This window comes from Oscillibacter sp. (assembly GCF_032060045.1).
Classification (GTDB): domain Bacteria; phylum Bacillota; class Clostridia; order Oscillospirales; family Oscillospiraceae; genus Oscillibacter.
On record NZ_DAMBZJ010000009.1, the window covers coordinates 64050 to 78362 of the forward strand.

General features: G+C 47.9%; 7 protein-coding genes and 2 pseudogenes. 5 read left to right on the forward strand and 4 right to left on the reverse strand.

The window, feature by feature from the left end; all coding sequences use genetic code 11:
* The 4 genes and pseudogenes from pepT to RT018_RS05545 form a co-directional block, all read left to right on the forward strand.
* A partial coding sequence (pepT, locus tag RT018_RS05530) for a peptidase T (protein ID WP_312940011.1) occupies positions 1–1066 on the forward strand: 1066 nt, incomplete at its 5' end.
* Positions 1067–1243: 177 nt separating this feature from the next.
* A pseudogene (locus RT018_RS05535) lies at positions 1244–1816 on the forward strand (carbon-nitrogen hydrolase family protein); the annotation flags it as partial.
* A 142-nt stretch (positions 1817–1958) separates the two neighbouring features.
* Positions 1959–2360: a hypothetical protein gene (locus RT018_RS05540; protein WP_312940014.1), complete on the forward strand. Its 402-nt coding sequence runs from the start codon at positions 1959–1961 to the stop codon at positions 2358–2360.
* Between the two features lie 595 nt (positions 2361–2955).
* A pseudogene (locus RT018_RS05545) lies at positions 2956–3357 on the forward strand (cupin domain-containing protein); the annotation flags it as partial.
* Positions 3358–3823: 466 nt separating this feature from the next.
* On the opposite strand, the gene RT018_RS05550 reads toward RT018_RS05545, so the two are convergent.
* From RT018_RS05550 to RT018_RS05560, 3 genes are all read right to left on the reverse strand, one after another.
* Positions 3824–4672: a glycerophosphodiester phosphodiesterase family protein gene (locus RT018_RS05550; protein WP_312940016.1), complete on the reverse strand. Its 849-nt coding sequence runs from the start codon at positions 4670–4672 to the stop codon at positions 3824–3826.
* A gap of 519 nt (positions 4673–5191) precedes the next feature.
* On the reverse strand, positions 5192–6748 hold the full coding sequence (locus tag RT018_RS05555) for a BCCT family transporter (protein WP_312940017.1): 1557 nt from the start codon (positions 6746–6748) through the stop codon (positions 5192–5194).
* A gap of 313 nt (positions 6749–7061) precedes the next feature.
* Positions 7062–8201, reverse strand: a complete 1140-nt coding sequence (locus RT018_RS05560) for a DUF4317 domain-containing protein (RefSeq protein ID WP_312940018.1) — start codon at positions 8199–8201, stop codon at positions 7062–7064.
* 321 nt (positions 8202–8522) lie between these two features.
* Between RT018_RS05560 and RT018_RS05565 the strand changes: the two genes are divergently transcribed.
* Entirely contained in the window at positions 8523–9125 is a 603-nt protein-coding gene (locus RT018_RS05565) for a DJ-1/PfpI family protein (RefSeq protein ID WP_312940019.1), read from the forward strand.
* Positions 9126–9376: 251 nt separating this feature from the next.
* Here the strand turns inward: RT018_RS05565 and RT018_RS05570 are convergent, their stop codons facing one another.
* Positions 9377–13948: an S-layer homology domain-containing protein gene (locus tag RT018_RS05570; protein ID WP_312940021.1), complete on the reverse strand. Its 4572-nt coding sequence runs from the start codon at positions 13946–13948 to the stop codon at positions 9377–9379.
* Between the last annotated feature and the right edge of the window lie 365 nt (positions 13949–14313).

A 14313-nucleotide genomic window follows, 5' to 3' on the forward strand; every position in this document is an offset into this window, starting at 1 on the left:
AAAGCTGGACGCTTACGGTTATGTGACTGCCACGCTGCCGGCAAATCGACCTGGCGTGCCAGTTTTGGGGCTATTGGCCCACATAGACACCAGCAGCGAAATGCGGGGTTCCGATATCCGTCCGCGTATCGTGGAGTATCAGGGCGGCAACATTCCGCTGGACAAAAAAGGACAGATTGTATTGTCAGAAGATATGTTCCCACAATTGAGAGATTACACGGGCTGCCACCTAATTGTTACGGACGGCTCCACGCTGCTGGGGGCGGACGATAAAGCGGGGGTTGCGGAAATCGTCACTGCTGCTCAATACCTGCTGATGCACCCAGAACTGCCCCACGGAGAGATTCGTCTGGCCTTTACGCCCGACGAAGAGGTGGGACAGGGAACCCGATATTTTGACGTAGAGCAATTCGGCGCGGAGTTTGCCTATACGGTGGACGGCGGTCCATTGGGCAGCATTGAATTTGAAAATTTCAACGCCGCAGATGCAGATATTACGATTAACGGTATCAATATCCATCCCGGCTCCGCCAAAAACAAAATGAAGAACTCCACCCAGATTGCTATGGAGCTTAATGCGTTGCTCCCCTCTGGTGAGAGACCCGAGTATACGGAAGGCTACGAGGGATTCTTTCACCTCGTGTCCATTCATGGTGATGTCAGTAAAACCCGGATGCACTACATCATCCGGGATCACAGCATGCAAAAGTTCAACGATAAGAAAAAATGTCTTGAAAAGATCGTTCAATATTTGAATGACAAGTATGGCAGGGATACCGTTCTCATGACAATCACGGATAGCTATTATAATATGCTGGACAAAATTTCCGGACATATGAAATTGGTGGATCTTGTAAAAGCATCGTTTGCCGACTGCGGCGTGGTCCCCCGCGTGGCACCCATCCGGGGCGGTACGGACGGTGCACGGCTATCTTACGCTGGACTTCCATGCCCAAATCTCTCCACCGGCGGCGAAAACTTTCATGGGAAGTTTGAGTTCATCTCCGTGGAGGCTCTGGAGACGATGGTAGAAGTTCTGATTTGCTTGGTCGGAAAATTCTGCTGATGCCGTAGCACGCTTGTGAGTGTTTTAAGAAAAGTTGCGGGAATTAATAATTGCTATAATCGAGATGTATATAAAAGGTTTGCTGTGTCGCTCTTTTTTGCGGCTATGCTCGGATAATTCGTTACTTATTAGGGGTAGTTCCCTTTTAGAGAGAATCTTTTATCACAAAAATCGTTACAGCTAATAGAAGTAGCATCCAAAAATAAAGCCGACTTAATTTTCTTTCCTGAGATTCAACTTAGCCCCTTTTTCCCTCAGTATGAAAAACGTAATGTAAGCAAATATCTGCTACCGCTTGACCATGCATTTATTCAGGAAATAAAGGCTATGTGCCATAAAAAAAGGATCATGGCTTCGCCAAATCTTTATCTTGAAACAAATGAAAAGGCTTATGATGCTTCGCTGTTCATTGATCGAACTGGTGAAATCCTGGGTATCTCAAAAATGGTTCATATTATGCAGAGCCCGTACTTCTATGAGCAGGATTACTACACCCCCTCTGACGATGGCTTTAAAGTGTACGATACTCCGGAGGGAAAAATCGGCGTTGTCATTTGTTTTGATCGGCATTTGCCGGAAAGCATTCGCAGCTGTGTTGCTCTCGGGGCAGACCTCATTTTGATACCTACGGCCAATATCGACGGAGAACCACTGGATCTGTTTGAATGGGAGATCCGTGTACAAGCCGGAATACAGCAGATCAAATTATATCAAGTCCGCTGCCGTATAAATCAACGGTGGCGGGCTTGATCAATTTTATACTGTGTGACATCAAAAACCCGTCCGCTGCGCGGGGACGTGCCGTCCTAATGATATAATCGCCTTAAAACCAAAAAAGCATTTTATTTTTTAGGTCAGTCGCATATATCCTGATACTAAGGGGGGCGATGTGATGTACAGCAAAATAACAGATAGTTTTTTTGACATTTTTGACGGAGAGACTGGCCTTTACATGGGGCACTCGCATTTTACGCTTACGGATGGGTCGGAACAGAAGCTGCTTGATTTTCTCAACTACAATAAGGTTCCCCGTTCGCTTGTTTTGCTAAATGTATCTTTATCCGATACCGCCGCAAATTATATTACCCCGGAGCTATTTCAAAAGCAGAGCAGAACTGCGGTAATGTTTATTGATGCGATTGACGCTCACTCTCAAAAGCTTATTCCCATTGAAATTGAGATGAAGTACGATGTTTTGGTGAGAGGAAAATTGTCTGGGAATCCCTATTATTTTGAAAGCATTGAGTTGGGAAATATAGAAATTCTAGATGTAAATTGCAGGTATATTCAATAACAACTTGCTTTATAGCAAAAAATTTCCCAGGAGCCTACCGTCTGGTATGCTCTGGGGAGTTTGTTCTGTGCCGACTGTTTTTGGCTGGTCGCGCTGCCGCTTAAGCCCGGGGCATAGTCCTAGGCGGCGCGCACCCTCGCCACCCTGACTCTGCAGCTCTGACTTGGGAATCTACTCTTTGAGTCACCTAATACCGGCGTGCTTGCAGAAAAATCCACCAAATACAACTCCAACTCGATTACAAACTGGAATAAACACACCCTTATATTACTCTTCGGCTGAGTCTGCCATCCTAGCACATTTCTGACCTCGTAATCCGCCGACGCAGCCACTCTCGTCCGTCGGTTCCAAGGCAGGTGCGGATGCAGCGGTTGGTCACAGTTCATCATTGGCAAGGAAAATTTGCGCGGACAGACTGCCTTCCATATTTAGCGTCTGACGCGTTTGTATATTCCATCCGCGAACCCATCAATCACTCGCTTTGCACTGCCGCTATTCCGACTATCCAGTAGCTCCATTCCCGCATAGAATAGGATAGTAATTATGGATGGAGGTAATGTTTGTGTATAAATGTCACTCGTGCATGCGGGGGGCCGACTATGGTCCAGAGCCGTTTGTTGTGAACATAGAAAATTCAACTTTGCAGAACCCGTTTTTCCGCACCGCCTTATGGACCGGGGAATATCTGCAGGTCACATTGATGTGTATTCCCGTCGGCGGTGAGATTGGTCTGGAAGCCCACCCCCACCTTGACCAATTTTTAAGGATTGAAGCAGGAACAGGATGTGCAAAAATGGGAAGGGACCGAGACTTGCTCAATTACCAATGTCGTGTGACCGATGGCTGTGCAATTATAATTCCAGCAGGTACATGGCATAACTTGATCAACATTGGCAACAGGCCGATTAAGCTGTATTCGATTTATGCGCCGCCCCAGCATCCATACGGGACTGTTCACAAGACCAAAGCAGAAGCAGATGCCGCCGAGTTATATTGACGTTTAATAAGGTTAGCGTTCTGTCCGGATGGCTCTGCAACTACGCGAAGTAATTCTTATTCGTCTTCAAAATCCGCGTGGCTCATCCTCAGGAATCTTGTCTGTCTTCGTTTAATCGCTCCCTTCACAAAAAGCAGCCCTTATCCAATGGATAAAGGCTGTCTTTTTATTGTCCTCATTCAAGCGCATTGTTCAAATTCAAAGGTTTTAACCTTCCCGGCAATGGGGCCGGAAAACGCACCTTTCCCAGCGGCTCATTTAAACCGCACAGATATTGCGATTACGGATGACGGCTTGAATCGCGCGCTCGTCGCTGTGGCAACGGGAAGCATCCGCCATTGCGAAAACATCATACAGAGCTTCGCCAGTCGGAGTCGATGAAAGAGCGCTGTTCTTTATGCTCTAGCCAAACCTGGTAGACTCGCTTCGCCATGTCGCTTGCCCCACTGCATTGTTCTTTTTGGGCCTAAGCCGCAGGCGATTTTTTGACAAAATAAGTTCGTTGAATTGCCAACGACGGATTGTTTGTAATGACGCCATCCACCCCTAGAGCAATCACTTTGTCCAGCATCTGTTTTGTATTGATGGTCCACACATAGATTGGCTTTCCTGCCGAATGGGAAAGCTGTACGACATGTGCATCCACGCAGTTTGCGTTCAAGCTGATGACATCCGCACTTTGCAACCGGAGAATAGAGCTTTTAAAATCGCAACCTACATAGGCTGTTCTGATTTCAGGTGCATAGCTTTTCACGCGCTGAAGAATTTTACAGTCGCTGGAGGCGACCAGGCAACGGTTTTGCATATTTGCTTCCAAAATTGAATTTACGACCTCTTTTTCATAGCCATCTTTCCCACATGGCTTGAGTTCAATCTTTAACATCAGGCTGTTGTTTTTAAGAAACTGCAATACCTCCTGAAGTGTTGGGATTGTTTCTTGAATAGACCCAAAGCCCCCAGGTTTTTTTACCTTCAGACTGCGGAGTTCATGATAGGTAACGTCACAAATTTCCCGATCTATGCCCACAGTGCGCAAAAGGTTACTGTCATGCATGACCACTAGGACTCCGTCCGATGTCTGCCGTACATCCAACTCGGCATAGTCTGCCCCCGCATCTGACGCACCGCGAAAGGCGGCCATTGTATTTTCTGGAAACCGGAAAGAATCCCCGCGATGCGCCACAATTTCAATTTCACAGTTATTTGCTTTCTTAAGCGGCTGATATGAAAAAATTCCGCAAAGCCAAACAGCTAAAAAGGCTGCGGCAAAAAGACCTGCTTCCGCTTTTTGAAGGGCTCGCCAATGATTGCTCAATTGTATGCCGCCTCCTGCTCACAGCTAAATAATTATTTATATTTCTGCTGTTAAAAGCTTCTGCATATATGTTGGATTTATGCGATTTATAGACTTTTATAGGGTTTTATCAGAGCACCGCAAAGTCTAAGCATGAAAAGTGAAAGCTGCATTTTGATGGTATCGTAGGCTCGCCTCCGCATTTACCAGTACGGAGTCCGTGCAAAGGATTCGTCCCTGGATGCTGGCATTTCTAGGGAGTGAGGAAGTCGACGCGCGAATCGCGAAATCGGCAGACTTCCGCAGGATGTTCAAAAAGATACCACCGTAGCACCTGACCACGGCGGAAGACAATCAAACATCGCTTAGGTAAGTCAGCGCCCTTGGGAAGATCACTCCCAAGGGCGCTTTTGGTCGAAATCGGTGTAAAATTGGTGAATGCTGAAAGTGGTAATTATTCGAAGTTGAATACATCAAATGGAGTATAAATTATATATTATGAAATTATTTTTTATGGAATTTCGAATTGTTTTTTTAATTTTAATCTTCATAAGACCTGAATGGTTCTTCTTTTGAAGGATACGTTTCTGATTTAATATATAATCCCATCTCATTCTTTTCATGACGCAATTCAATAAACAGAGATATCATCATAAGCAAAATGATCACGGAGAAAGGTAATGCTACGATAATTAAAATGTTCTGCAGTGATTCCAATCCTCCAGCCATTAATAAAACAATGGAAATAGCTGAGATTAATAATCCCCATACAGCCTTTACCTTATTGTGCGGATATAAACTGCCATCTTCAGACAGCATTCCAAGTACAAACGTTGCAGAATCCGCTGAAGTGATGAAAAAAATATAAACCAGCAATATTGCAATGAGTGAAAGTACAATTCCTAATGGATAATAATTGAACGTACCAAACAAAACTTCTTCTGTGGACAGCATTGTTAATTGTGCGTTATTATTTTGCGCATTGATTGACAATACGCCAAACGTAGAGAACCATAAGCAACAGAATAAAGTCGGAATCAGTATAACATTCGTTAGAAATTCGCGTATTGTACGACCTTTGGAAATGCGAGCAATAAAGACGCCCACAAACGGGGACCAAGAAATCCACCAGGCCCAATAAAAGATTGTCCATGTGTGAATCCAAGCTTGCTGCTCTGTATCAAATGCAGCAGTTCGAAAACTCATTCTTAAAAAGCCTTGCAAGTATCCGCCGAGGCTTTCCAGAAAAGTATTCATAATTGATACGGAAGGTCCTACGATGATTGCCAAAGATAATAGAGCAGCTGCTAAGATAATATTAATATTGGATAATATCTTAACCCCTTTTCCTATGCCGGACAAGGCTGACATAATGAAACAGATCGTGGTTGCAGTGATAATAATGATCTGCACATATATATTATTTGGAAGACCAAATAAATACTTCAAGCCGCCATTAATCTGTATTGCACCAAATCCAAGGGTAGTTGCCACACCAATCACCGTTGCAAAAACAGTAATACTATCGATTACTTTCCCCAGAAATCCATCTGTGTGTTGACCAAAGATTGGTTTCAGAGTAACGGAAATTAAGGATTTTTCTTTTTTCCTGAATTTAAAGTATGCCAATGCCAATGCGACCAAAGCATATACTGCCCACGCATGCACCCCCCAATGAAAAAAAGTATACCGGAAGGCATCCGCCAATGCTTCGGGAGTGCATGTTTGACCTTGTGGCGCTGAAACAGCATAATGGGATAACGGCTCTGCTGCACCCCAAAACACAAGGCCAATTCCCATGCCTGCTGAGAATAGCATTGCAATCCAAGATAGTTTTGAATATTCGGGTTTGGAATCAGGATCCCCTAACCGAATCTGACCGATTGGGCTAAAAATGATAAACAAACAAAAGAAAACAATACAGGCTACCAAAAGTAGATAATACCACCCCAAGTAGTTGCTGATAAAGTTTCTTACCTGTTCTGTTACTAATCGAAATTCTGTAGAGAAAACAATTCCCAATAATACAACAAGGCCGACCATGCCAATCGATAGCCAAAAAACCGGGGTTACATAGTGATTAATTCTTTTCTTCAATTTTGTACATCCATTCCTTTCGCCTCACTGGCAAGTTGTGTATGTGCTGTCCTACGCTCTATATTGCTCTTTGCCAGTTCTGTAAATAAAAATATATTTTAGGGTAACATATTATTCCCAAGCTGTCAAAACTAGACTTATGGAGCAGGGAGGCTGAACAAAAGGAAAATATCGGATAAATAGCACGTAGCTTTGAAAATCTATGATATAATGTAACCAAAATCTAAAAATTGAAGACAAAATCTTGTCTCTTGCAAAGCTGTACGACATCGCAATGGAAAATCTCTTGAATGCAGTGGGATAGCCAGTTTTTTTAGTCTCTTGCTATATTTACATTCACGCCATTGACTTCGACACCATCGTCAGCTGGAATAAGTATGTATTTTTTGCCATCAATCATCTTTGTTTCCACCATATAACTGTATTCCGGGTCCACAGAGATCTTGACTTGCGGCGTGACAAGCTCAAATTTGCTGCTGTCAATAATGTTGCGTGGATTGAGTACGGCTTCGTTGCCGAATTCCTCTCCACACTTCTCTTGAAATACCTGAACCTGCTCTTGCGGCACACCATTGCTTTGCAAAATTTGCCCAACCTCACGGGATGTAATATCAAGTGAATCCGGGTCTTTGCGCTCCTTGTGCTGCTCAATGCGCTCACGAATCTGTTCGTGCACAGCCTGAATCACGTCATAACTGCAGCCGTCCGACAAAGAGTCGGCGAGCACACTTTGAAATGTTTCTTTTTGCGCGTCAGCAGACATAGGGGCTTTCGTATGAAAAACAGCGTCGATGAATTCGTGGTGGATCTGCGCTGTATCCTTGGAATAGAAAAGCGCATTATAAATATTTGCTGCACGGTCATCAAAAGCAGGAAACAGAAAGCCAAGATCAGGCGGTGCCACAATTTGCTTCGTGGCATAGCCATGGAACTCGTTTTCGCCGGAAAAGTAACCGAGTTCTGGTTTACCGTCTCTGACAGGGCAGACGGCACAGATTATATATTTGAAAACGGTGTCGGAAGCATCAGCCTGGATCTCATCATCTTTCCCGCGATGCGGCACGTCATAGGTATCACTGGCAAGAAGAATCAGATAATTGCAGTCCTCCATATCCAGCGACTGTATTACTTTTTGATAGAATTGTTCTCTGGCCACTGCATCTTTAAGTTCTGAGCTTGTCAGGCTTGTAAGCAAACGATGTTCGTCGCTGTCGTGCACCTGCTGAGTGGAAAATACGATATCAACCAGATTTTTTCCGAGGCTTCCGGACAACGCCTTCTTTAGAAAAACCATATATTTTTCCATCTCCAGTTGAGACATAATTCCAAGAGACTCTTCCAGATATGAGATAATCGCTTTATTGCTATTGACGTAGCAGCCATGAATTTTGCTGATGTTCGATTTGTTAGGAGTTATACGGCGGCGGATTTCATTCAATTCTTTTTGATTCATAACGAGACCTCACAATTTTGAAAATAAGCCATCGACACGGCAAGGTCATGGCAATGGGAATTAAATTATATCACGTTTGAGGCTTGAATTCTACATCCCCGAGGGCGTTCAATTGTGCCTTGCTATTTTTCCGCCTTGCGTTAGCACCCGCCCCAGCGCATAACGCGGCAAAACCTACTGGAGCGAAAGCTTTTCCAGTTGGCTTTCACAGTGGCTTTCAAGCTGCTCAGTTTATTCATAGTGTAACAATTCGGGGAATTTATCTAAAGGATGATTTGTTATATTATACAAAAAGAAATTTGAGATTGGAAGAATACAGTGATGAAGCATTGGAATGTTGGAATACTTCTTTTTAACCAAGTTGAAGTGTTGGATTTTGCCGGACCATTTGAAGTATTTTCATTGGCTTCTTATCCTGATTGCAATCAGAAACCATTTACAGTGAACACTGTGGCTCAAACTACAGATTTGATTATTTCTCGAAATGGTCTAAAAGTGCAACCCGACTATGATTTTCATAATAACCCTCACTTTGATATTTTAATAGTGCCCGGTGGGTATGGAGCAGAAGAAATAGAGATTCATAATGAAACCCTTATAAAGTGGATTAAAGACAGCACGCGGAAATGCGAGATAGTTGCATCTGTATGCACCGGCGCATTTTTATTAGCTGAAACTGGGTTATTAGATGGAAAACAAGCAACTACGCACTGGATGGATCTAAATAAACTGGAAAGTGAATATAGCAAAATAATTGTCAAGCGAGGAATTAAATTTGTTGATGAAAACGATATAATCACATCAGGGGGGATTTCGGCTGGAATCAATATGTCGTTTTATCTTTTGAAAAAGCTCGTTGGTGAGGAAATAGCCCTTGCGACAGCAAGAAGAATGGAATATGATATAGACATTCATAATTTGTGATATACTGGCGGATTGTGAAAAATAAGAAACCATTGACCAAGGCTAAATGAGAACAGCAGGATCGCACTAGAAAATTGAAGATGATAGATTAGTAACAGTATATGAAGCTTGTCTATTTCCGGGATTGCTATTTAGGTGTGAAAATAACACCAATAATAACTATAAAAATGAGGAGAGGGACGGTTTCGTTGAAACCGTCCCTCTCCTGTGCGCGTGCACGAAGCATTTACTACCTTTAATTTGGGTCCCTTTTATTTTGCCAGATACCGATACAAAAAGGTCACGATTTGTGCGCGGGTACAACCATCAGCGGGGTTGAAGGTGGCTGCACCGGTGCCGGAGGTAATGCCCTCGGAAACTGCCCACAGCACTGCGTCAGCGTAGTAGGCGCCGGATTTTACGTCTGCAAAGGGATTCACCGCGCCCGCGGCAGGATTCCCAGCCGTGCGCCACAAGAAGGTCATGGTCTGGCCGCGGGTAACCGTCACATTCGGGCTGAAGGTGCGATCAGATGTACCCTTGGTGATCTCCTTTTCGTTTGCCCACATAACGGCCTTGTAGTAATAGGCGTCCTTTGCCACATCGGTAAACGGGCAGCTTGTTGCAGTCGGATCCGGACTGCCCATGGCGCGCCATAGGAAGGTGACCGTCTGCGCCCGGGTGCAGATCGCGTTGGGATTAAAGGTCGCTGCCGTTGAACCGCTGGCGATCCCTTTGTCCAAAGCCCAGAGAGCCGCATCGTAATAATAGGCATCTGCGGAAACATCGGTAAAGGGCATTGTCCCTTTTTCGGTCCATTTGGCATAGATGGTGGTATTTTCTGTCAGTTTTACGCTTGTGATTGCTATGGTCAAGTTTGCGTCGCTGTACCAGCCTGCAAACGTATAGCCCTCCCGCGTAGGCGTATAAGCGGACAGATGAATCGTTGCATCGGAGGCCTTGGAGAGCGCCGCAATGGCGCTGCCGCCGTTTACCTCAAAGGTCAGTTTGTAGCTGGGTACGCCACTACTACCGCCGCTGCCGCCGGAATAGGTGACACCCTTTATGGCGTAAGCCGAGAAGTTTTTGGTATAGACCGTGAGCGTGGTCTTATCCTTGCTGACCGCAATCTTTTCGCCGTCTTTATTGGCGGTGGTGGTCAGGGCCTGTACCTCCGTACCGTGGTAGCGGTAGACGGTGTAATTGTTCTTGCCTTGCAGCTCGGCGGGTAACGTGATGACCGCGGTGAGCAGAACGGGCGAGCTGTCCAAAGGACTTGGCGGAGTACCGTCAATTGTCTTCGTCAGCGTAAAGTCAAGGAACAGGTCAATGCTACCGGCCTTTTTCTCAATTGCCTGCTGTGCGCTATTTGTGCTGTCCGCCGCCTTGGCCTCAGCGGTGAGTTTCAGTTCCACCGTCTTACTGGCGGCATCGGTCTTATCCTGCTGGGAGAAGGCTTTTTCAAGATCGCCCACCACGATGGCGGGAGAACCGGCCTTCACCTCCACCACGGAGCTCAGCTTGCCAGTGGGCATGGTGATGGTCTGGTCTGTAACCGCTTTGTCCTTGATGGTGACCAGAACGGTCTGGGTCACGCCATTTTTGTTGGCAACCAGATTATAGACGCCGGGAAGGACCTCTGCAAAGCTGTATGTTCCGTCCGCGCCGGTGACCGTCTGCCCGATTTGCCGGCTGCCCAGCATCAAAGTGACGACCACGTTGGCGGCAGCGGCTGCCGGATCGCCCTCCTGCACGATGCCGCCAATGGAGTAAACCTTATCGTTCCACAGCGCTTTTAGAGTCACGTTGGAGGATGGCTGTGTGAAGCACTCGCCGGGCTGATAGGTCTTACCGTTATACTGCCAACCCGCAAAGACCTTGCCGCTGCTGGTAAATCCACTCTCGGGTAACACGCGAACGGTGCCGGTTTGTACCGCGTCCATGGAAGCGGTGCTGCCGGTGCCGCCGTTTGCGTCAAAGGTGACGGTGTAGGCTGCGGGAATGCTGCTGTCATAAATGGTCAGTACGCCGATTTTTTGTGCGGTGCCATCCGTGCCGCCCGCATGGCGATAGTTCGGGTTTGTAATTTCTGCATACACATCGTAGCTACCCGTTTCGGTGGGAGCTGCCACCTGTTTGCCGCTGCGCCAATAGGTGAGCGTGGCACTGATGCCGCTGACCGACGGCGTGGCGGTGATATTCACGCTCTCGCCTTTTTTCACACTGTTGCCGGACAGCGTAAAGCTGACGGGCGCTCTGTGAATGATGAAGGTACCGTTGGGATTTGTCAGGGCGTAGTTACCAGAATTGGTTCCAGTCAATTCCGCCGTGACGGCGTAGGTATATGCGTTGGTCTTGCTCTCGGTGAGACGGGCCGTCACGCCGGTGTCAGCGGCTTTCAGCCCCACCAGTTCAAAAACCGGGGACTGCGCCGTGCCGTCGTAAACCGTGGTTGTGTTCTTCCACAGGGCGGTGACGGCGTTTTGCTGAATGGTCAGCGTACCGACCTTGTGGCTGCGGGTGGCGGCGTCGCCCTCGCCTGCAAAGCAGAAGTTATCATCCGAAAGGGTGACGATGATGTCATAGACGCCGACAGCCGTCTTGTCCGCCGTGCCGCTGCCATCAGCGGGAAGTTTGTAGGTGACGGTGTATTTGCCTGTCGCAATGACCGGTGTCTCGCTTGCCGTCTGCGCGATAGTCGCCTTGTGCGCAGTGGCATCGTAAGCATAACTGCTGTCGGTCACCACAAAACTGAGGGGTGCTTTTTGGATGCCCCACTCTTTTGAAATAGATTCGCCGCCGGTAAGCGTGTAATTGCTGTTGCCCAGTGCGGTGACCACGGCCGTGTAGCTGCCCGCATTGGTTTTACTGTTGTCGGAATAGATCAACGTAAATGTGTCCGCACCGACCTTATTACTGATGGTGGCGGTGACGGTTTTCGCCGCACCGTCGTAGGTAAAGGGCGCGGTGTAATCCCATGTCAGCGTCACCGGCTTGGGATTGACCGAGAGAGTGATTTTCCCGGTTGCCGTGTTGTAATTCGCCGTGTCAGTGGGCGTGAAGGTTACCTCGTACTGCGTTGAATGGCTGTCCGATACTTCGGGGGCGGTGGTTCCCGCGCTCCAGCTGTAAGCACCGGGCACATCGGTGTTTGCTGATCCGTTGTAAGTTGCGCTGGCGGAGCCATCGGTGAGGACGCTGTCGGACAGTTTCTGACCGTAGGTAATTGCGCCCGCGGTCGGCAGCGTCAGTGTGGGCACAGCCTTGGAAACGGTGATTAAAACCGTCTTCTCGAAGGGTGCGAAGTTAATGTCCTTAGGCGTGCAGACCACGGCATAGCCGGTATTTGTCGCGGTGGGGAGGATCGTGCCGGTTTTCCACGCATAGGTGCACTTGGGATCGCCGCCGGTGAGGACGCTGTCGGACAGCGTCGCGCCGTAGGTCAGGCTGCCCGCCGTTGGCAGCGTGAGGGTATCCGCGCCGGGATATGCCACGGCGCTGATGGCCAGCGTGTCCGTGAGGGGCAGGCTGCGCACCGTATCTTCCTGCCCGGAAAACTTAAAGTTGTCGTCTGTCAATGTAATGATAATTTTGTACACGCCCACATTGGTTTCACTGGCCGTCGCCGGCTCTGTGTCCTTCTGGTAAGCCACGGTAAAGCAGCCCGCGACGGACGGTGTCTCGCTTGCCGTCTGGGTTACGGTGGCGGTATGTGCAGCTGCGTCATAATTATGCGTATTGCCGCTGACCGTGAAGCTCACGGGCGCTTTGGCGATGGAGAAGGCCTTTTCCGCTGTGCATTCGTTGTATAGATCCGTGGCGGCGAAGGTGGCGGTTACCTTGTAGCTGCCCGCCGCTGTGGGTGCGGTGGCGCTGGCGGTGTAGCTTGTGCTGTTGGTGCCCTCATAGCTGTACGTTACGCTGCCTATGCCGTTGGTGGCGCTGGTGGGTGTGGGGATAGACGCCGCGCCGCCATAGGTCCAGTCGTCAAGGGCCACGCTGCCGGAGCCCTCGGCTTTGCCGACCGTCACGATTGCGACATCTGAGGTGGCTGTGGCGGTTTGGTTGTTATCCGTGCGAGTCGTGGTGACGTCGCAGTAGTAATACTCCGTCGTTCCGGCAGCCTTGCCTGTTGCCAGTTCGTAGCTTGCGGAGGTCGCCCCGGAAATCAAAGTACCGCTTGAATTACTGTTTGTGGAATTTGAATACCATTGATAGCCGGTGATAGTGTGCCCATCTGCCGCCGTGGCGGTAACCGACACACTGCCCGAGGTATAGCTGTAGGTCAAGCTCGCGCCCGTCACACCGGTGATCGTGGGGGCGGTGGCCGCCGTCAGTGTGGCGCTGGCGGTCAGGTCGGTTTTTGCGCTGACTGTAATGGAGCGATTTGTCATGGTTGTGTTATTATCGCTCCATTTTTCAAAGGCATAGCCGGCTGCAAGTGTTGCACTGATGGTTGCGGTTTCGCCGCTTAAATAAGTGCCTCCGCCTGTGACGCTTTCAATTCCTGTGCCTGGGGTTAAGTTAACGTCATAATAATTCACTGTGGCGGAGTTGACGCCACCTTTGCTTACAGTGATATTCACCCCTGTATCGGTTGTACCCACATAAATATCGTAAGTCCCCGGAAGAACCGATGCATTGTAGCCGCTGCTATTCAAGGTGTAGGCGTTGATGCCGTCCTTATATAGCGCGAAACTTTTCCCATGACCTGACCACACATCTCCATTCCTTTTCACCGCCACCGTGACGGCTTGCGGAGATACTGTCTCAGGGAAAACAACAGTCAATTTGAGGGTTGAACCGGTATTATCGGATGCAGTAACTGACGTTGCTCCATTCACCGTAAAAGTTCCTGTCATTCCTGTAAATGTGTAGCTATCAACTGCTGTAAGAATGAATGTTCCCGTGTATACTGTTCCAGGCAGAAAAGGGGTAGCACTCGGAGACCATGTTACTCGACCTGAATAACCGGTTCCGTAGATATCAAACATTTGACCATATGCGCCCGGAGAAGGCAGTATTAATTGGGGTAAGCAGCTGGTGATTTCTTCACCGCGTATTCTTAAATCAATTGTCATGGTTTTTCCCCCGGCAGTTACACTGGCATTGGTTATTCCTGCCGGCATCCAAACATAAATTTTGCCCTCGCCATCGGTTTTTACGTCATTTATGCCGTAGGTGTAGCCTAAAGCGGGCGTTACCGAAA

Bases quoted from the DNA above. Each gene is read 5' to 3' on its own strand.
- RT018_RS05540 (WP_312940014.1), top strand. From the start codon at position 1,959: ATGTACAGCAAAATAACAGATAGTTTTTTTGACATTTTTGACGGAGAG.
- RT018_RS05565 (WP_312940019.1), top strand. From the start codon at position 8,523: ATGAAGCATTGGAATGTTGGAATACTTCTTTTTAACCAAGTTGAAGTG.
- RT018_RS05560 (WP_312940018.1), bottom strand. From the start codon at position 8,201: ATGAATCAAAAAGAATTGAATGAAATCCGCCGCCGTATAACTCCTAAC.